This window comes from Pseudoalteromonas piscicida (assembly GCF_002208135.1).
GTDB classification, from domain to species: Bacteria; Pseudomonadota; Gammaproteobacteria; order Enterobacterales; family Alteromonadaceae; genus Pseudoalteromonas; species Pseudoalteromonas piscicida_A.
This window is the reverse complement of sequence record NZ_CP021646.1, coordinates 1,054,936-1,074,434: the sequence shown is the minus strand read 5'-3', so window position 1 is coordinate 1,074,434 and position 19,499 is coordinate 1,054,936. Positions and strand designations below refer to the sequence as shown.

The 19,499-nt window shown below is 44.0% G+C and carries 15 protein-coding genes; 6 read left to right on the top strand and 9 right to left on the bottom strand.

Features of this window, described 5'->3' with window-relative positions:
* The first annotated feature begins 7 nt into the window (after window positions 1–7).
* Window positions 8–313: a hypothetical protein gene (locus tag B1L02_RS05115; RefSeq protein ID WP_088530177.1), complete on the top strand. Its 306-nt coding sequence runs from the start codon at window positions 8–10 to the stop codon at window positions 311–313.
* A gap of 51 nt (window positions 314–364) precedes the next feature.
* On the opposite strand, the gene B1L02_RS05110 is transcribed toward B1L02_RS05115, so the two are convergent.
* Window positions 365–673 carry a ComEA family DNA-binding protein gene (locus B1L02_RS05110; protein WP_088530176.1) on the bottom strand — a complete coding sequence of 103 codons (309 nt, stop codon included), beginning with the start codon at window positions 671–673 and terminating at the stop codon, window positions 365–367.
* Window positions 674–993: 320 nt separating this feature from the next.
* Between B1L02_RS05110 and B1L02_RS05105 the strand changes: the two genes are divergently transcribed.
* Entirely contained in the window at window positions 994–1,308 is a 315-nt protein-coding gene (locus B1L02_RS05105) for a YebG family protein (protein WP_088530175.1), read from the top strand.
* A gap of 58 nt (window positions 1,309–1,366) precedes the next feature.
* Here B1L02_RS05105 and B1L02_RS05100 read toward each other — a convergent pair whose 3' ends face one another.
* From B1L02_RS05100 to B1L02_RS05085, 4 genes are all read right to left on the bottom strand, one after another.
* Complete coding sequence (locus B1L02_RS05100) at window positions 1,367–2,557, bottom strand: amino acid aminotransferase (RefSeq protein ID WP_010371103.1); 1,191 nt, start codon at window positions 2,555–2,557, stop codon at window positions 1,367–1,369.
* A 179-nt stretch (window positions 2,558–2,736) separates the two neighbouring features.
* The gene (locus B1L02_RS05095; RefSeq protein WP_088530174.1) at window positions 2,737–3,402 is read right to left on the bottom strand and encodes a GAF domain-containing protein; all 666 of its coding nucleotides are present in this window, start codon (window positions 3,400–3,402) and stop codon (window positions 2,737–2,739) included.
* 128 nt (window positions 3,403–3,530) lie between these two features.
* The gene (locus B1L02_RS05090) at window positions 3,531–5,189 is read right to left on the bottom strand and encodes a fused response regulator/phosphatase (RefSeq protein ID WP_088530173.1); all 1,659 of its coding nucleotides are present in this window, start codon (window positions 5,187–5,189) and stop codon (window positions 3,531–3,533) included.
* Window positions 5,190–5,210: 21 nt separating this feature from the next.
* Window positions 5,211–5,516, bottom strand: a complete 306-nt coding sequence (locus tag B1L02_RS05085; protein WP_088530172.1) for an STAS domain-containing protein — start codon at window positions 5,514–5,516, stop codon at window positions 5,211–5,213.
* A 143-nt stretch (window positions 5,517–5,659) separates the two neighbouring features.
* On the opposite strand from B1L02_RS05085, the gene B1L02_RS05080 reads away from it, so the two are divergent.
* Complete coding sequence (locus B1L02_RS05080; RefSeq protein WP_088530171.1) at window positions 5,660–5,989, top strand: stress response translation initiation inhibitor YciH; 330 nt, start codon at window positions 5,660–5,662, stop codon at window positions 5,987–5,989.
* A 41-nt stretch (window positions 5,990–6,030) separates the two neighbouring features.
* Here B1L02_RS05080 and B1L02_RS05075 read toward each other — a convergent pair whose 3' ends face one another.
* Window positions 6,031–8,994, bottom strand: a complete 2,964-nt coding sequence (locus B1L02_RS05075) for an EAL domain-containing protein (RefSeq protein ID WP_088530170.1) — start codon at window positions 8,992–8,994, stop codon at window positions 6,031–6,033.
* 370 nt (window positions 8,995–9,364) lie between these two features.
* Here B1L02_RS05075 and pheA point away from each other — a divergent pair, with 370 nt between their 5' ends.
* Window positions 9,365–10,519, top strand: a complete 1,155-nt coding sequence (pheA, locus tag B1L02_RS05070) for a prephenate dehydratase (protein WP_017216145.1) — start codon at window positions 9,365–9,367, stop codon at window positions 10,517–10,519.
* Window positions 10,520–10,789: 270 nt separating this feature from the next.
* On the opposite strand, the gene B1L02_RS05065 is transcribed toward pheA, so the two are convergent.
* Window positions 10,790–13,636 carry a discoidin domain-containing protein gene (locus B1L02_RS05065; RefSeq protein ID WP_088530169.1) on the bottom strand — a complete coding sequence of 949 codons (2,847 nt, stop codon included), beginning with the start codon at window positions 13,634–13,636 and terminating at the stop codon, window positions 10,790–10,792.
* Window positions 13,637–13,780: 144 nt separating this feature from the next.
* The gene (locus B1L02_RS05060) at window positions 13,781–16,765 is read right to left on the bottom strand and encodes a TonB-dependent receptor (RefSeq protein ID WP_088530168.1); all 2,985 of its coding nucleotides are present in this window, start codon (window positions 16,763–16,765) and stop codon (window positions 13,781–13,783) included.
* A 384-nt stretch (window positions 16,766–17,149) separates the two neighbouring features.
* Between B1L02_RS05060 and B1L02_RS05055 the strand changes: the two genes are divergently transcribed.
* Both B1L02_RS05055 and B1L02_RS05050 read left to right on the top strand, forming a co-directional pair.
* Window positions 17,150–17,896 carry a copper homeostasis protein CutC gene (locus tag B1L02_RS05055; protein ID WP_088530167.1) on the top strand — a complete coding sequence of 249 codons (747 nt, stop codon included), beginning with the start codon at window positions 17,150–17,152 and terminating at the stop codon, window positions 17,894–17,896.
* Window positions 17,893–18,753 carry a BadF/BadG/BcrA/BcrD ATPase family protein gene (locus B1L02_RS05050; RefSeq protein WP_088530166.1) on the top strand — a complete coding sequence of 287 codons (861 nt, stop codon included), beginning with the start codon at window positions 17,893–17,895 and terminating at the stop codon, window positions 18,751–18,753. The genes B1L02_RS05055 and B1L02_RS05050 overlap by 4 nt, the downstream gene beginning before the upstream one ends.
* Here the strand turns inward: B1L02_RS05050 and B1L02_RS05045 are convergent.
* Window positions 18,733–19,467, bottom strand: a complete 735-nt coding sequence (locus B1L02_RS05045; RefSeq protein ID WP_088530165.1) for an AraC family transcriptional regulator — start codon at window positions 19,465–19,467, stop codon at window positions 18,733–18,735. The two genes, B1L02_RS05050 and B1L02_RS05045, sit on opposite strands and share 21 nt — an antisense overlap.
* Window positions 19,468–19,499 lie beyond the last annotated feature (32 nt).

Here is a 19,499-nt window from a genome sequence, read left to right as displayed (position 1 = left end):
CACATTCATGCATTTTAGGTTAAGCCAAATTGAGCAACTAAGAGCGTTTAAATTACGTGACAAGCAGGTGATCTTACGTCTTGCACTTAGCCATCTTGATGCGAAAACAAAGGTCGTGTTAAGGGTAGCAAAGTTGCTACTGCTCACACCGTTTTTTGCCTCATTGGTCGTATTTGAAGGCTGGCTGTTATTACCTGTCTTACTGGTGGCTGGATTAATATATCCGCTACTGACTACACCACTGGAAATACAGTTTGGCAAACCCAAATTGACTCAGGCAATCGACGAATTTAACGCGTCGAATAAGCCCTAATCTTCAATCTACCTGTGTGCGAGCAGCTTTGCTCGCACACAATAACACTAACTAGACTCTAATTTTCCCCTCCAGCTTCGCCAATATTCCTTTCCCAATTCCTTTTACTTCCAGCAACTCCGTTGTTGTTTTAAAGCGCCCCATTTTCTTACGGTACTCAACGATGGCCTCAGCTTTACGAATACCAATCCCTGGTAAACTTGAAAGCGCCGAAGCATCAGCAGAATTAATATTGAGTACAGCACTTTGCTGCTGTATCTGAGAGACTGATTTTTCTTGATCCGCTGGTTTTGCGAGCACACTTGAACAACTCAAACCTAACGCCAATAAAATAGAAAGTATGGTGGATTTATTGAACATATATACACTCCTTGTGCGTAAAAAGTATCCAAAGCTTTTTGCATTCGTTTCGATGGGTGATTGCAACTAGCTTTTTTAAATAACCTGAGCTTCGGATAATTATTTCCTTATCCAAACCTCAGGTTAAATAAAGATCGGGACATTGACTTTGTCAAAAAACATTCATTCTTTTAAAAATCAAAATAAACCTTAATTTGTTGTTTTTTATAGCCTTAATTAATTTCCTCTCGCTCATCGCCACTTGAAAATTTTTCAAAATAGCTTGCTTAATAACTCAATCCGATTTACTGTATAAAAAAACAGTGACTAGGGGAATAACCATGGCCGTTATCATCAAATATGTTGTTGAAAGAAATGGAGTCGAGCGTATGACTTTCACGTCTAAAAAAGAAGCTGATGCTTATGATAAGATGCTAGATGTAGCTGAAGCATTGGAAGACATGCTAACGAAAGTTGACGTGCCGCTGAGTGAGCAACAAATTGAATCCCTAGCGCTTGAAATTGCAAAACAAAAAGATGACTTTGTATCTGTGTTAAAGGGTGGCAAAGCAGCACCGAAGGCTAATACGAAAAACAAATCTGAAGACGAAAAAGCGTCAGATTCAGATAAAGTGACCAAAATTAAGCAAGCCTAAGTGAAAATAAAAAACCGCAGCTTTTGCGGTTTTTTATTTTGTTCTGTGTAGCGTGATATTATTTAATCACGCTTGCAACTGCATCAGCAAAGTAATCAATATTGTCTTTGCTTACACCAGCTACGTTAACGCGGCTAGAACCTACCATATAGATAGCATATTCGGTGCGAAGTCTGTCAATTTGCTCTTTATTAATACCTAAGAAAGAGAACATACCGTGCTGACGGTCGATGAACGAGAAGTCTTGCTCAACACCTTTTGCTGCTAGACTTTCTTTGATTAAAGTACGTAGGCCATTGATACGACCGCGCATTTCATCAAGCTCGTCGTACCACATTTGTGTAAGTTCTGTACTGCTTAGAATGGTATTTACAATATCAGCACCGTGCGCAGGAGGCATTGAATAAATACTACGAACAACACTAAGTAATACTGAGTTTGAAACATCGGCAGTTGCACTGTCTTTTGCAATGATTGAACACGCACCGATACGCTCGCGGTATAGACCAAAGTTCTTAGAGCAAGATGAACAGATGATCATTTCATCCACCGTATCTGCAACCGTTCTAAGGCCTTGTGCATCTTCTTCAAGGCTAGTACCAAAACCTTGGTATGCAATATCAATTAATGGCGTAAAGCCTTGCTCTTTTGCAAGTTCAGCAACCACTTTCCATTGCGCTTGATTTAAGTCCATACCACTTGGGTTATGACAACATGCATGAAGTAGTACCACATCACCTTTAGGTACTTGTTTCAGTGCATTGATCATCTCATCAAATAGCAAACCTTTGTTTTCGTAGTCGTAGTAAGGATACTCTTTGACTGTTAGACCAGCAGCTTCAAATAGGCTGATGTGATTTGCCCAAGTTGGAGTCGTAACCCAAACAGTTGCATTGGTGTTGCAACGTTTAATAAATTCGGCAGCAACACGCAATGCGCCAGTACCACCCGGAGCTTGCGCCGTACGTACACGGTTTGCCAATAGTGTACTATGCTCTCCAAGTAACAGCGTTTCCATCTTTTGACAGAAGTCTAAGTTACCAGCCAAACCAATATAAGATTTTGTCGTTTCGTTTTCTAAACGAAACGCTTCCGCTTTTTTAACCGCTCTAAGTACCGGCGTGTTTCCCTGCTCGTCCTTATAAACACCTACACCAAGGTCAATTTTGTTTGGGTTAGTGTCCTGTTTATAAGCGGCCATCAGGCCTAAAATAGGATCTGTTGGAAGTGGTTTTAGCTCTGAGAACATGGCTTATCTCTTTTATTTTAATTAATGCAAACTCGAGCGGCTGACGCCCGATTCCAGTAGACTTGATGGTAACATAGAGACTTGCTTCTCAGTTACCATATTTGTCTAGAATTTTATTCATTTTTGTAAACTTAGTAGCACCGCATATTCCTCAAGTTTACAGCCCCACTATCCTACAATTATTCGGGTAAATATTCAGGAATTCTCGTACATGCAGCTGCAAGCAATGCTAAAATTTCTTCGTTGAAAAATGACTCAGAGAACGCTTCTGCATCAATAATTCCAATACAATTTTGAGCATCATCAAATAATGGCAAACAGGTTTCCGCTTTTACCTTTGGATCGCAAGTGTAGTACTCTCCACCACTGGCGACATATTGAGGAATGTCATTAATCACTCGAGCTTTAGCGCTCAACACGGTTTGGATATTATTTGAAGTAGCGGCAAAAGCCTCAGTAATCGGAAATAACGGTCTACTCGGCGCGCCAGAGTACGCTAATTTGAGGAGTTGTTTCCCTTCATCTGTCGCTCTAGTTTGGTATATGCCAAACCAATCAACACCTGTAAATTCAACGACCGCTGACACTATCGTTTGCAGCTTGGCAAGCGATTGTTCATTGGCCGCGTTAATTTCAACATGGTCACTCAATAAAAAAGGTGCTTCCTGAAGGTGTCCAAACAAGCTGCAAGCGCCTCCTTCTCCAAGCTCAGGGATCTGATATGACCAAACCGCACTGCTTGAATTTCGCTCTATATAAGTATCTAGTTTTTCTAATTGCTGTAAAAGCAACTCGTAAGAGATAGACAATCCACTCAATGAAATATAATTCGACATTTTAGCCATCTAAACATCTAAAGTTAATACAACTCTACCACGCTCTTTATACCTTGCCAACACTAAAATACAGGTACATAGCGCAATACCAATAGATACTGAATCTAAAGCAGAGATGAAATACGTTTGAGTGGAATTTAGACCGATTTAGAGGTGAGAGAATAAACCATTTCTACTTCATTTCCAGCGCTATTGTAGCTAACGCTTTGGGCAATTTCGTTAAGTAAGCTAACACCCCGACCATGACTATGTTCTTGTTGCGCTTTGTTACGCTCGCTTGATTCAAAACCATTACCTGAATCACAAATGTTGAAATATAGCTTTAGCTCTTCGGGACTATAACGCACTGAAATAATAATGAGCGCTTCTTTTAACTCCTTCAAAACACTCTCTCGCAGACTATAGAATTCGAAAAAGCCATCTTCTTTATTTTTGATTTCAGAATCTAGCCCCAGCACACCATGGTCTAAAGAATTGTTGTAGGCCTCAGAGAGTAATAAGAATATGTTTGAGCGGTGCGCTGAAATACCGTCAACTTCACTAAGTAAATCCACCAGCTCAAGTACCGGATCTGTAGTTTTCATCTGCTTGGCATCTAAAGATAACGAAATATTGAACGGCAAGCTGGAATAATGATGAGGAGCAGAAACAATTGACTCGCTGGCAACGCAATTAATAATCGCGATACTTAAGTCATCTTGTTGCTCCGTATGACCAGAAAACTCGCGAACTTCGGAGATAATTTGATCCGTGGAAATATGTTGTCTACTCGCTAGCAAACGCTTCAGCCGTCGTTCGCCATACATTTCACCTCGCTCAGACTCAGATTCGATGATGCCATCTGTCGCCATCACGAGTCGTTGATCGGGGCTAACTTCAAAATGCAGCAGATTACGTTCAAACTCATCGACTTCTAAAATGCCGAGTGCCATATGTTGGCTCTCTATCGTTTTAATAAGATTACCATCTTGGTCTATCAGATAAAGATCAGGCAAACCACCAAGCCAAGCGGAAACACTTTTCCCTGAGCTGCTCAATTCGATAATCGCTGCTGCGCAAAACATGTGGCCAGGTAACAACTCATTGAGGGCAGTATTGAGTTCAACGGCTATATCACTTACCGCCATCCCCTTTTGAACCATAGTATAGAAAATGCGCGATGCGGGAAGCGCACCGACTGCAGCTGCCAAGCCATGGCCGGTAAAATCTCCTAGTAAACAATAAAAGCCACCCATCGGGCTCTTAGCCATTAAAAACATATCGCCATTAAACATTGATGCGGGTGACAAGTGGTATTCGCAAATCTCAGGATATTCAGATTGCTGCGCAAGCGCATTACTAAAGATGTGCTCAACAATCTCGTGCTCTCGCTCTATCTGGTTATAGTGATATTCGAGTTGTCGACGCTGCTCGTTACTTTGTTGGCTGAGCCTACGTGTCCTTGCATGTGCTTTGATTTTGGCCGATAAAATCACTTTATCAAACGGCTTATGAATAAAGTCATCGCCACCTACAGCAAGACATTTTTCAAAACTACTTTGATCTTCAAGTGCGGTGATAAAGATAATAGGGAGATATACGTCGCCCGCATATTGCTTTATTTTTGGAGCGGTCTCAAAGCCATCCATAACCGGCATCACAACATCTAACAGCACGATGTCAATGTCCTGACTTTCGAGGATCGTTAACGCATCACGACCATTATGCGCGCAAAAAACGGTGTAAAATTGTTGCTCAAGCATTGCCTTGAGCAGCTTACAGTTTAATACCTGATCGTCGACTACCAAGATATTCATGAGGGTTCAATCTATCGGCGATCAGTCAATATCAAACTTCTTATCAAAACGAGAGATCTGGAGGATTTTCTTAAGTTGTGGACGACAATTACTAATTTGAATGCTAGAAACCGAGCTTCCCAGCGTCTTTTTCATATTTAACAGCATACCCAAAGCGGAGCTGTCCATATAATCGGTGTCGCGCAGATCAACAACAACTTTTTCGGTTTGATCATTTACCTCAGCATACGCCTGACGAAACGATTGCACCAAATTAAAGTCAAACTTGCCTCTAATTTGAATGGTCAATGTCTTACCATCAGCAGAAGCGTTTTTACTCAAGCTCATCATTAAGCTCCTAAATTATTTTGATTTGTTTCCTCTCACCAATTTAAATATAACGCTTAAAAATCATTTAGCAAAAAATAAAAAACATCTAATCTGCTTTTTGCTATGATCTCTGCAAAGAACCCGCAAGAGGACCAGAATTAATGTCAGAATCAAGACTTGTGTACTCCACAGATGTAGGCCGTATTGACACCAAAGAACCAAAACAAAAAGTACAAGGGAAAGTTTTTAAAGACGGTGCCGTTCGTATTGAAAGACAAACTAAAGGGCGCAAAGGCAAAGGAGTTATGCTTGTCGTTGGCATCGATAGTGAACAGCATGATCTAAAAAAATTGGCTAAATCGCTTAAATCTAAAATGGGTCAAGGGGGTGCAATTAAAGAAGGCATCATTGAAATTCAAGGTGATGATAGAGAAAAGCTTAAGCAATTATTAGAAGGCCAAGGCTTCAAAGTAAAAATCGCTGGCGGCTAAAGCCTTACTATTTTCAGCCCCAAACTTGTGGGGCTGAACCGCTATACAGCAGGGGCAAACCTCAAAATCTCGGCTTCACTCAGGGGCGGGCTGTAGTAATAGCCTTGCACAATATGGCAGTTATTTTTCGCCAAGAACGTCATCTGAGCCTCAGTTTCCACCCCTTCCGCGATAACCTGCAAATTCAATTTCTGTGCCATCGCGATGATAGCAGCTGTGATTTCCATATCATTCGGATCTTCAGGAATATCCTTCACAAAGGAGCGGTCGATTTTAAGTATATCGACAGGAAAGCGTTTAATATAACTCAAAGAAGAATAGCCTGTACCAAAGTCATCAATAGACAATGAAACACCAAGCGCTTTAATATCTCCCAGTTGTATAATTGCCGCTTCTACGTCTCCCATCAGCATACTTTCGGTGAGTTCAAGGTGCAGTAGAGTTGGCTCCATCTCAGTTCTATCTATAATATCTGACAGCGTACTGATCAGTTGCGCGTCTTTAAACTGCCTCGCAGATAGGTTGATGGATATATTGGCAATCTTGCCAGCGGCTTTTAAACGACGAGAGAAATGACAGGCTTCCTCTAACACCCATGCGCCAAGCTCTACGATTAATCCTGTCGCTTCAGCTATTGGAATAAACTTACTTGGTGGAATGGCCCCCTCGCTTGGATGAAACCAGCGAATTAGTGCTTCGTAGCCTACTACCTCGCCACTTTCACTGTTAACTTGTGGCTGATAGTGCAAGGTAAATTGTTGTGTTTTAATTGCGATACGCAGTTCGTTTTCTATATATAGGCGCTCATTGGCTGCTTCGTCTAAATCTTGGCTATAGAAATGGTAAGTGTTTCGCCCTTTTGCTTTGGCCTGATACATTGCCAAATCGGCATGTTTAAGCAGCTGCTCTTCTTCCTGGCTATCAAACGGTGCCATGGTGATACCAATACTCGCGCTGACAATCACTTCGTTGTTGCCTAACTTAATTGGCTCCGCCAGCGTCTTTTGAATGATATTGGCAACTTCCATAGCATTTTCTCGCTCATTGATGCCGCTCAGTAACACAGCAAACTCATCTCCACCTAATCTGGCGATGGTGTCTTCTGCGCGGAGCCGTTTCTTCAATCTCGTTGCTACTTCAAGTAATAAGCGGTCGCCAGCGTCGTGCCCCAAAGTATCATTGATGCGTTTAAATTCATCTAAATCAAAATAGAATAGAGCAAAAGCGTAATGTCCGCGCTCCGCAAGTGCCATAGATTTACGCAACTGCATTCTGAAAAATGTTCGGTTAGCAAGGCCGGTTAAGGTATCAAAGTAAGCCAATTCTTCCATCTTGCGCTGGCTTTCTTTTACAAAAGAAATATCTTGAGCGGAGGCAACATAACTTGAAATTGCACCACCTTCTTCACGGATAGGTGACACACTCAAACTGACCCAAATAGGCGCCTCTTTGTTACCCGCCAGCATAGTATCCCCACGCCAATGATTGCGGCTGCGCAAGTCGATATCGATATCATCAATTAAAATCGCCATGTCTTTTGAAATAATACTCAAAAGCGGAGAGCCAATAAAATGCTGCTCATCGTAGCCTGTCATTTCCTGCATTTTTGGATTGACGTACTCAATTTGAAAATGCTCATTGGTCAGTACAACGCCTGTGCCGGAGAAAGCCACGGCTTTTGACAAACGGTTTGCCGCTTTTTCAGCGATTTCCTTTTCTGTAATGCGTTGATTTAGGCCATTTACAAGCTGTTTTATCTCACCACTCATGTCGTTAAATGAGGCGTTCAATTGACCTATTTCATCATCGGTATGCGGCAAGCTTGGTGTATCCCACTGCCCTCGACCAAACCCCTTTATCGCTTTAACGAGCGCATTGATGCGCTTGAGCACCAGCTGATACAAAACCTGATGCAGTAATATTGCGACAAAAATGGCATATAGAATAAACAGACCAAAAAACTTTACTTTAAGCTCTTCAATTGCCGAGATCGCCGACGCCCGCTTCTTATAAATTCCAATGTACCAATCTAAATTGGCAATATGGGTCACGTGCATAATGTGCCAATTGTCTTTATACCTAAATTCATCTTGGATATTTGGCAGCTTAGTATTGAGTGCTGTTTGTACTATTTTACTCAAGTCTTCGGGTAGCTTGTTATGGTCTAACAACTGTCCGGTTGTGGCTGTGGTCTTAAACAGGCCGGGAGCTGCCAATAATCGCCCCTGTTTATCAAAAACAATAAAGCCTTGTTGATGGTCAGATTTCGGTAACTTTTCGAGCAAGGTGGCCAGCTCTATATCACTACCAGTTAACCCAAGGTATTTGTCATTTAGATATAAGGGCACCAAGATGCTCACCACCCACTTATTCCAAACCCGATCAAAATACACGCCAGACCATACCGCTTCTCTCGTTGGGTTTTGTTCAGCATGTAAAACAGGCAAGTTATGAAGCTGATTATTTATCAACCTTGGGTCTTTCGCTAATAGGGCATTAGGTGGCGCAACGCGGACAAATCCGTCTTTTGTAGACAGGTAAAAATTAAAGAAATCCTGTAAAAGTGGGGGCGCAAGAATGTTCCAGAGCAATTCAGATTCAGAAAATAACTTTTGCACTGACTGCAATTTTAAATCACCGGTATACATAGCTGCTGAGAGGCCATTTTTAGCTGTGCTCGCTAAATTTTCACCACGTTTATCGACGCTAGCTTGTGCACCAGCTAAATCTTGAACACCATAAAGTAGATGTTTGGAAACCACTGAATTGGCTTGTTCGGCCAAGTTGGCTTTAAGGTCGAGGTAATTTGAGAACTGATTATTAACTTGCGCACTAAAACGTTTGAGCTCATCATACTCTTCATAGATCAACTGCTTTTCTTCTGATTTTAGCATCAATGCCGCAGCAAAAACGCCTGCGATCAGACACACAGCCGAAATCAGCATAGACAATTTAACACTTAAAGAGCTTGCACCATATCTTGATGGGGGACGACGATTGCCCACAAGTTAACCTATTCTTTTATTTACAGTGGTGGTGTTGCTCGAATATACCAGAATATTTTTCGACTCGCCAATAAGTTACGTTTGATTAACGTACTTAATCCACTGAGATTGTGCGTCTATCTGCCAGATGACTTAGGTTTTTCCCATTAGTCCAAAGTAGTACTTGTTTTCTCGTTTAGTTCTATGCTAATAATGTATTCAGCTTCAAAGTAAGGTTTGAATAAATGAATTTCATCACACGCAACAGCAACACATATTTCTTTTTTAGCTTCTTTAGGTGAGGAGGCTTGACTGTTCGCGAGTGAAAAAGAATAGCTAAGCCTCCCAACTTCGGGAGGCTTTTTTTTTGGCTAAATGGGAGTGAGGACCTATGACACAAAATACATTAGATGCCCTTAGGCATGACATCAATGAGATAGATTCAGAATTACTGATTTTACTGGCAAAGCGACGTCGCATTAGCCATGGTGTGCTGGAATATAAGATTGCCAACAACAAACCTATCCGTGATGAAGCACGTGAGCAAGCACTGCTAGAAAAGTTAATCCGCTATGGTAAATCTCTGGGTCTAGATGCTTTTTATATAAACAGCGTTTTCCAAACTATTTTAGAAGACTCTGTGTTAAACCAGCAAGCCATGCTGCAAAAGAACTTAAACCCCGATGCCGTAGGTGATACACACCGCGTTGCCTACTTGGGTGGACAAGGCTCTTATAGCCAGCTTGCGTGTCATAAATACTTCAGCCGTCGTCCCGGTAAGCTTGTGGAAATGGGTTGCCAAAGCTTTGAGCAAATCACCGAGCAGGTAGAGAAAGGCCAAGCTGACTTTGGTATCTTACCTATTGAAAATACCAGTTCAGGTAGTATCAACGAAGTATTCGATTTATTGCAACATGCGCAAGTATCTATTGTAGGCGAAGTAACGCATACCGTAGAGCATTGCCTCCTAGCATTGCCAGACACAGAATTACAAGCGATCGACAAAATTTATGCGCATCCCCAACCTTTTGCCCAGTGCAGCCGTTTTATTCAAGGTCTTGGGGATATTCAGCACGAAACCTGCGACTCGACCTCTAGCGCGTTAAAGCAAGCTGCAGAGCACCCAAACAGTGCCGCGATTGGATCTGCACAAGCCGGTAAGAATATGGGCCTAGAAGTGGTGAAGTCAGGCCTTGCGAATCAGACAGAAAACCACAGCCGCTTTATTGTGGTAGCACGAAAAGCACTTCAGGTGTCTACTCAAATCCCAACTAAAACCAGTTTAATTATGGCCACCAAACAGCAAGTAGGCTCACTTGCCGACGCGCTGATGGTATTTAAACAGCACAATATCAATATGGTTAAGTTAGAGTCACGTCCGGTGCCTGGTAATCCTTGGGAAGAAGTCTTTTACGTTGATTTACTTGCCAATATTGCAGACTCACAAGTCCAAGTAGCACTTGAAGAATTAAAAGACCATACCCAGTTTGTACGCTTGTTAGGCTGTTACCAAAGCGAGTCGCTACAAGCAGTGGATGTGTTATAACCAATCACAATAAGTCACTTTACTTTCATCGAGAAAAATAAAAAGCCAGAGCGCAAATTGCATTCTGGCTTTTTTGGTTGAGATTTATTTAACTCAAGTTATACCAATTATCTTAATTAAGTGATCTATTTTGAGGCGAGAAAATCTTGTCGATAACAAGGCAAAAATTTTGATATTTAGTTGTTCTAAATAAGAAATTTTTAACGCCGTTAGCGTAAGATTTACTCCTTCAAATTGAGCAAGTATTAAGACTAATTGGTATTATTCAGGCTATTCGCCGCTAAGACCAAGTAACTCGATTTCTGAGATCTGTACTAAGCCATCGTTATTCGCATTTTTGCTAATGCTTAAACGATAACTGCTATAGGCAAAAGCATTGGAGAAAGTAAACGCTCTTCGTTGTAAGCGCTCATCCCAGCTCTCACCCACCCAAACCGCGACTTCTGTCCAGGTCTCACCGCTATCATTAGAACCCAGTAACTGGAAGTTTTCGGGATCGCGCTCTGGTGCATCATTCGCACTGGTGATTGCCAAACCACTCACAATCTGTGGCGCAGTAAAGTCAGCTTGGATCCAAGATGGAGACTCCTCTGTTGGCGGTCCTTGCCACTCATTGTGATCTAGCCATTTTGTCTCGATATCATTATCAAACGCCTTTTGCTCACTTTCCGCGTCTCCAATACGATTACGCGCGGTAAAGCTTGTTCCAGCCAAGTCAGACAAATCTTCAAGTGCGTACTGAGGTCCAGCGAGTTCAATTTCGGCTATTTGCACTAACCCGTCATTATTCGCATTTTTACTGATAGACAAGCGATAATGTGAGTAAGCCAAGCCATTAGCAAACGCAAAGGCACGACGTTCGAAACGCGATTCAAACGACTCCCCTACCCAAGTATTTAATACTTGCCATACTTCCCCATCGTGAGATGCTAAAAGCTGGAAGTTTTCAGGGTCTCGCTCCGGCGCATCATTGGCGCTGGTAATGTACAAAGTATTTACCGCTTGCGCTTGCGGCAAGCTAACTTGGATCCAAGCTGGGTTTTCAGCGGTGGGAGGCCCTTGCCAGTCATTGTGATCGAGCCATTTAGTTTCAACATTTTTATCAAATGCTTGCGCTGCGCCCTCTGAATCACTAATACTAAAGCGCGCCGAGTAACCTGCCCCTTGTACTTGTGCATGATCTAATCCAGAGATTTCTGGGCCGATTAATTCAATCTCAGCAAGCTGCATCAAGCCATCATTATTTTTGTTCTTGGTTATCTCAAGGCGATAGCTTTGGTATGGCAATTGATTTGCTACCGCAAAGCTTTTACGCTCCCCTCGCGCTTCAAAAGATTCACCAACCCAATTACTCAACCGCTGCCATGTAACACCGTTATCGTTAGAACCAAGTAAAGCAAAGTTCTCAGGATCTCGCTCTGGTGCATCATTGGCGCTCGTTATCGCAAGCTGATTAACCGCCACCGCCTCATTAAAGTCTACTTGAATCCATGAAGGCGCTTCGACAGTAGGCGGGCCTTGCCAATCATTATGATCCAGCCACTTAGTGGTTGGGTCATTATCAAATGCCTTATCTTGATTTTCTGCCTCACCGATACTATTGCTTGCCGTGACCGCAAACGTCTCAGTATCAGTATCAGTATGGTCTACGCTCGGATAAACAGGCCCCACAAATTGAATTTCTCCAATTTGCAGTAAGCCATCGTTATTTTTGTTTTTTGTCACTGCGATCCGGTAGCTTGTATACTTTTGTGCATTAGCAAATACAAAGCCTTGGCGTTCAAAGCGCGCTTCAAACGACGCCCCAACCACATTACCCAAATTAACCCAACTCACCCCCTCGTCGTTAGAAGCTAATAAAGAGAAGTTTTCAGGATCTCGCTCTGGGGCATCATTAGCACTGGTAATGTAAACACCGCTAATTGCTTGTTGAGTGGGAAAGTCCACTTGGATCCAAGATGGCGCTTCCTCAGTAGGTGGTCCCTGCCAATCATTGTGGTCTAACCATTTAGTTTGCGGATCACCATCAAATGCTTTGTCTGCACTCTCGGCATCACCAATCGCATTTCTTGCAGTAATAGTGGCACCAGATGTCACGACTTGCTGCATGGGTCCCGTGGATACCGGCTCATCAAATAGTGGTAACGCCAAGTCCACAATACTATCGGCACTGAGGCCTAGCTCAGCAGTCAGTGGATGAGCTTGAAGCGCGTTGTAAATTGGCAATCGAAGCGCTTCAAGTGCAGCTTCATCACCGCCAAGTGCCGCGCTGAGATTGCTAGCAGCATCGCTTAAGACGCCTTGCAAAGAGCCTTGCTCGTCAAATTGTGCAAATGCGGCATTGAATAGAGAAAGCTTTTGAACGCTCTCAGAAACATACGTCATCTCGCAACTTTGCTCGCCAGAGTCAGAGGTTGTGCAAGTTTCCCCTAATTCAAAATTCGTTAATTGATCAGCGCTAACCACAGGTAACTCAAAAACATTGGTGTTCCCGGTTTGCCAGCCAAGGGCCCGAAGCAATAACGCAGACATATCCGCTTTTGCCAGTGCCATTAATTCGGGAGTGGAGACATTACGTCCCTCAGCAATCTGCTGTTCCACCAGCATGGTTGTTAGTGTCGTCAAGGCGTTGATTTGTATGTTAGCATCAGCACTGCCATCGGCATTTGAACCAAACGGCACGGCGACATGACTTAAGGTAGCCAAAGTCACACCTGCAATGTAATCACCACTTACCTGTTCCCCAATTCCTACAGAACCACAGCGACTGGCGTCGCAGCGCATCTGCGAGCCTTCGCTCGTTGTGGCGGTCACTTTAATGGTAGAATTAATGCCAAACCCGGCTTTACCCGTCAGTTCTATAAACAGCTCTCCCGTTTGACTAGTTGCCGAGTTCTCATCCATCATCATGCTAGAGCCATTGAGCGCCGTCACCGAAATGCGGGCTTGGCTCAATGCGCCTTTTATCACTGAGCCTGATACTTCCGCCGTCGTCACCGCGGGGGTTACTGGCACTTCTTCAACTTTTGGGTCATCACTCCCTCCGCCGCATGCAGCCAATAGACTGCTAACGGCAATCAGCGGGATCGCATTTCTTATTTTATTTAACGTTTTCATATTTATCCCTTCTTAAATACCAACCAACTTATGCAGCTAGGCTGATATAAACGCATCTCAAACTGGTGATAAGCCGTGATATTGTTTCTCGTTGTGCTGACACGACTTCACCCTGTTTGCATTACTTTATGGTTATCGCCAAAGTTAAAATCGATAGGTGATCCCAGCATAGTAGCGCTGGCCGGTGTAACTGCTGCTGCGCAATCTCGCTTTAGAATCTTCACCATAAAAGGTTCTCGGTTCTTCTTTGGTTAGGTTGATCACAGACGCGGTTAGGCTCAGGTTTTCCATCAGGTTGTAAGAGACGTTCACATCAACTTGTTGGTACGGTTCCTGATACACAGTGAGTCCGTCCGCAAGCCCCAGAGCGGTTTCTCCTCGGCGGTTATATGACGCTCTGACACTAAAGGTGTCATTTTCGTAATAGGCGGAGAAGTTAAATTGATTATCAGCGCTACCGACAAGCGCAGACTCACCGACCTTTTCACCGTCTACGCTAATGTCTGCCTGATTGGTATCGTTTAGGGTGTAGTTAACGTTGAGACCAAAGCCATTATCGAATGCATGTTGTGCAAACAGCTCGATGCCCCGAGAGGTTGCGTTTGTACCATTAGCGGTGGTGGTAAACGGTGTGACGGTAATATCACCCGGCGGCACAATTTCAACACCGGTAAAAGGGTTATTAAAGCCCTCAAATGGCCTTACCGAGGTGATAATCAAGGGCACGATAAAGTTGTCTACGTCTTTGTTGAATAGCGCAATCCCAACCGCAGATCCTTCGCCATAATAATACTCCGCAGATAAATCCATCTGTACCGACTCAAATGGTTTTAGGGCCTTGTTACCACCTGAGCCACGCCATCCTGGCTCCACAGGGTTGCCTCTAAACTCTAGTCTATCGTCTGCCCACTCTTGAGAGATAAAGGTCAGCTGTTCTGGCGCCCCCATATCGTTGAACGGAGCTCGAGACATCGTTTTGGCGATAGCACCACGTATGACAAGATTGTCGCTGGCATCCCAGACAATGTTGAAACTAGGTAAAAATTGCGAGTCGGTAACGGTACGCACGGTGGTGGTTTCAACATCAATGAGACGTTCATCACCTAAAATATCCTCTTCGGTGACATCATCAATGTCATCTAAAAAGTAGTTGATTTTATCCGACGACATAATCTGCGTTTCAGTCTCGACATAGCGTACCCCGATGTTTCCTCTAAAATCTCCAAAAGAAAAATCGGCTTGTAGATAGGCTGCCATGATTTCTTCTTCTATGTCGAACACAAAATCAGGCTCACGTCGCGTGTGCTTAACATATTCACTGGTCACAATTTCGCGGTATCGGTCCCAATTGATCGTGGGCATCGCATTCACTTCAAAACCGCCGGGGATATTTTGTTCAGACGTTGCATTCAAAATATCTTCCAGTTTTGGCATACCACCAATCCACTGATAAGACACTTCATCAATGGCACCTTGACTGAATGGATCAAGCTCCCCACTGGCAATTCTGTCAGCCCCATCTTGAGTGATGAAGAAGGTGTTGTTGGTTTCGCGGTGCAGTGTCGCTTTACGATATTTAGCACCAACACGCAGCGTATCAACGATGCCGTACCCGACGCGATAATCAAGATCTAACTGGGCATAGTCTTCTTCTAAGTCACTGACGATAAAGCTTGAACCTGTCGAACCCGGATCGGGATCGCCTGCAATACCAGCCTGAAGGTTAGACAGCAAAGCGGGATCAGCGTACAACGACACTCTGTCACCTAATCGCCACCCTGCAAATGCAGCGGCGTTTTCAACCAACCCAGAATCGCTGCGACTCGCAGGTTGGCCGCTTTTATACGCCGCGCTCCAAGATTCTGAAGGGCCACCGCTGGCCTCAGTGCGACCAAATTTACCGCGCAAATCATATAAATCACCAGCATATTCAAAAGCGAAGTCGTAGGTATCCGAGGTATCTTTTTCTACGGTATAGCTACCAATGATCCAAGGAAATTCAAGATTTCCTTCAGTGCCACCAGCGCCACTGGTAAAGTCCATGCCTGTCACAATCGTACCGGTTTCGTCTAGGGTAATACCGGTAAGATAATCTGGGTTGTACTTCCATTCTGGGATCCACATTTGTGACGTGGTGCGATTTTGCCCAAGCTCAAAATGAAAATGATTGAATGTTAAAGATAAATCATCTATTGGACGCCATTGAATGGTGGCTTGTAACCCCTGACGTTCGCGTTTTTCTTTGGTTACCCCAACACCTGCAACTTGCGGTGCCCAAACACCGTCATAGACGTTGCCATAAGCATCTTCTAACGCTGCAAATCGACGTGTACTATCGGCAATCACATTGCCCGCCGTGTCCGCCGCTGGCAAGTCTGAACTCGTTGCCCAACGCCAACCGCCACCGCCCGACATATCACCGCCTAACGAGCGGTTGGTGCGGTCTTGTTTGGTATAACCAACTAGCAAGCCAAAGGTTTCTTCTTCGTTCTTCCAAGAATAAACGCCGCTAAAATTAGGCTCGTACTCTTCAGTCACATCAGCGTAGGTATATTCAACATTCAACGCCCCAGAATTTGCCTCCATATCCAGCGGTTTGCGGCTGTGTAGAATAACCGTGCCGCCCACCCCACCTTCATCTAAACGCGCCTCTGAAGACTTAAACACTTCAACCGATTGCACCATGGTAGAAGGCAACAAAGAGTAACTAAAAGAGCGCGACGGCGAGCCCGGAGAAGAAGCGATAAAATTGCCGTTTAACTGCGTAAAAGTAAGATCAGATGAAAGACCACGGATACTGACGTTTTCCCCTTCCCCGCCACTACGAGAAATCACTACGCCGGGTACGCGTTGCAGTGAATCCGCCACATTTTTATCGGGAAACTTGCCGATGTCTTCTGCTGTAATGGCATCCACAATCGCGTTTGATAAACGCTTAATCGCCAAGTTTTCGGCCATGGATGCACGGATCCCACGCACCTCAATCGTTTCGATTTCCTGCGCTTCCTCTTTTTCGGTTTCTTCAGCCATTGCCCAGTTAGTAGCTGATAACATAGCGAGGACCAGTGCAGACTTGCTAAATTGCCGTGATCTTCCTGTCACATGGCGTCTGTTATTATTATTGGCCATTCCTATCTCCAAGTTTTTTATAATTTGTAAAGCCATGACGTCCCTTGCTGCTCCATGACGCATGACTTTGTGACGACCCTTTTTTGTTTCCCTATAGGGGTTAATGGTTTGTGAAACACTCGTTCAGAATAGGAGCGCTCTACAAAAAGTGATAATAGAATTTCGGTTTGCACTAAGACAAAATCGGCGTTTAGGTCAAAAAAAGATCCAATTTCAATTTCCTTGGTTTATAGTCTGATTAACATAAAAACTCATTATTAGTTTCTATATTAGGCAATTTAAAAACGTTCCAAACATGTGTAACTAAATGTTTTTATTGAACTAATTAAATATTCAAAACCAAGCATTTTAAACTTTAAAATTATTCAACTTCAAGAGTGAAATATGAATTCGGCAAACTATTCAGGTAAAAACTTGGAAATATGCCTCAGCAGCGATAATCCTCATTTGTTGCAGCGAAATGCACAAATTGCTTTTGCATCAGGTGCAACAAGGATAGAACTCTGCGGTGCACTGAGTTGCGGTGGCTTGACCCCAAACCCGACGGCGATAGCGGCAGTTGCCCAGTATTTACCAAGCTTTGGCGAATGTATTGTGATGTTACGCCAAGCACCGCATTTTTCTATTGATGACACCATGCTTTATCAGTTACAAAAAGGGATAGATGGCATTGCTTGCGCTGGCGCAACCGGTATTGCGCTTGGTTTTATCGACGACAATCAGGAGATAGCGGCTGACCATTGTAGAGCACTTATTGCCACGGCAAAATCCTTAGGCCTTTCTGTCACCTTTCATCGCGCTTTTGACGCCGCTGCAAACTGGCAGCAGGCAGCCGAGACGCTGCTAGAGCTAGGCGTTGAGCGGGTCTTAAGCGCCGGCAATACATGGCAAAGTGGCAAAGGCGCAGCGTTTGGTACCAGTCAGCTCATTGCCTTACTGAAAAAACTCAATGCTGAAATCGAAGTTGTGATCGGTGGAGGGGTCAACACGAAAAACGCAGCGGATCTTTGGCTTTTAAGTGAATTTGGTCCACTCTCTCTACATACTCACTCTGGCGTGCATCATGGCGATGAAGTTTGCCCAAGGCTAGTTAATGCAATACTCACCGGATCAGAAAAGGCAATACAATGACAGTATCTAAGCTATTTTTAGGGATTGATGGTGGCGGGACGAAATGTAAAGTCCGCCTCGAGGATCAACATGGACAGCTCCTTGCCGAGGCCACCAGCGGCCCTGCAAACATAGCAACATCAATACATCAGGCCCAAGAGTCAATGTTGAGCGCAACAATGACAGCGCTGACAAACGCAAAAATCCCCCATCACGACATTGCTAACATCAGTGCTTTTGCAGGACTTGCCGGCGCGAATGTCACGACGGCTTGTGAGGCGATGCAGCAATGGCGCTCTCCTTTTGCACGATTTCAATTTTCAACCGATGCACACGTTGCGTGCCTTGGTGCGCATCAACACGAAGATGGCGGTGTAATCATTCTTGGCACCGGATTTTGCGCGGGTCTGGTGACGCATGGACAATTTAGGGAGTTCGGTGGCCACGGATTATTACTCGGTGATGGTGCAAGTGGCAGTTGGATAGGTTTGAGTTTAGTGAAGCATGCCATCGAGGTGCTTGATACACTGTCCCCTAGCAGTCTGATGATTGAGTCGTTTTTGGCTGCTATGAATTGCCACAGTACCGAACAGCTAGTCAAACTCACGCTAAACGCCACTCCCCAGTATTTTGCCCAGTTTGCTCAACATGTTTTTGCCACGCCAAACGATCCCTATGCCGAGCAGATCTTAAGTAGCGCGGCACGGTTTATTGAGCGTTATGTCCGTCATTTGCAGAGCTTAGGGGCACAGAAAGTCGCGCTAGTTGGAGGCATTGCCACGCCCATTCGTCCATGGTTAGCTGCCGAATACGCAGATGCGCTGGTGACACCAGCACTACCACCAGAAGTCGCAGCCTTAACGCTCGCTCGACGTTAACTCCTTACGTAATTGAGACGGGATTTCACCAAATAAACGACGAAACTGCTTGCTAAAATAACTTGGCTCTGAAAAACCACACTGATAAGCGACTTGTGATACTGGTAAGCGTGTTTCGACCAATAATTTACGGGCATTTTCCAATCTCACTTCGTTGATAAATTGATTGGGAGTTTTGGCTAAATGCTTCTTAAATCTACGCTCCAGTGCGCTTACCGACAGGTGAGCAAGTTCCGCCAATTCTTCGATACAAATATGACGATGGTAATGTGCCCGAATAAATTCAACGGGCGCTTCAATGGCTCTTACGTGAGACAACGCCTTTGACGTTTTCGCTAGATGTCGCGTGACACCATAAGTGCCCATAATCACATTTGCGTCATCAAGTAACACTTTTTTTGACGTGGAAAACCATGCCAGTTCCCCATTTTCGGTTTGGTTGAGTTCTAATCTGTCCGTCACGATAAAGCCTTCCATCACCCGTTTATCGTCGTTAACGTATTGGAATGCCAAATGTTGCGGTGAAAAGTCAAAATCGGTTTTCAGTAAGATTTGGTCTAAGGTTTTGTAGCCCTGATGTTCAACAAAGTGTTGGTTCGCATGAACTATTCTACTTTTTGTATCTTTGACCCAAAAGAGGATATCTGGGATCAGATCAAATGCTGCAATCAATTGATTTACGCCAGCTTTATTCAATATTGTTTGCTCTTCCATTGCCCTATTTCCCGCCTTTTTATAATTATAAT

Excerpts from the sequence above, each read along its gene's own strand:
- B1L02_RS05060 (WP_088530168.1), bottom strand. The coding sequence starts at position 16,765 with ATGGCCAATAATAATAACAGACGCCATGTGACAGGAAGATCACGGCAA.
- B1L02_RS05110 (WP_088530176.1), bottom strand. The coding sequence starts at position 673 with ATGTTCAATAAATCCACCATACTTTCTATTTTATTGGCGTTAGGTTTG.
- pheA (WP_017216145.1), top strand. The coding sequence starts at position 9,365 with ATGACACAAAATACATTAGATGCCCTTAGGCATGACATCAATGAGATA.
- B1L02_RS05055 (WP_088530167.1), top strand. The coding sequence starts at position 17,150 with ATGAATTCGGCAAACTATTCAGGTAAAAACTTGGAAATATGCCTCAGC.
- B1L02_RS05085 (WP_088530172.1), bottom strand. The coding sequence starts at position 5,516 with ATGAGCTTGAGTAAAAACGCTTCTGCTGATGGTAAGACATTGACCATT.
- B1L02_RS05050 (WP_088530166.1), top strand. The coding sequence starts at position 17,893 with ATGACAGTATCTAAGCTATTTTTAGGGATTGATGGTGGCGGGACGAAA.
- B1L02_RS05045 (WP_088530165.1), bottom strand. The coding sequence starts at position 19,467 with ATGGAAGAGCAAACAATATTGAATAAAGCTGGCGTAAATCAATTGATT.
- B1L02_RS05090 (WP_088530173.1), bottom strand. The coding sequence starts at position 5,189 with ATGAATATCTTGGTAGTCGACGATCAGGTATTAAACTGTAAGCTGCTC.
- B1L02_RS05095 (WP_088530174.1), bottom strand. The coding sequence starts at position 3,402 with ATGGCTAAAATGTCGAATTATATTTCATTGAGTGGATTGTCTATCTCT.
- B1L02_RS05115 (WP_088530177.1), top strand. The coding sequence starts at position 8 with ATGCATTTTAGGTTAAGCCAAATTGAGCAACTAAGAGCGTTTAAATTA.
- B1L02_RS05100 (WP_010371103.1), bottom strand. The coding sequence starts at position 2,557 with ATGTTCTCAGAGCTAAAACCACTTCCAACAGATCCTATTTTAGGCCTG.
- B1L02_RS05080 (WP_088530171.1), top strand. The coding sequence starts at position 5,660 with ATGTCAGAATCAAGACTTGTGTACTCCACAGATGTAGGCCGTATTGAC.
- B1L02_RS05065 (WP_088530169.1), bottom strand. The coding sequence starts at position 13,636 with ATGAAAACGTTAAATAAAATAAGAAATGCGATCCCGCTGATTGCCGTT.
- B1L02_RS05105 (WP_088530175.1), top strand. The coding sequence starts at position 994 with ATGGCCGTTATCATCAAATATGTTGTTGAAAGAAATGGAGTCGAGCGT.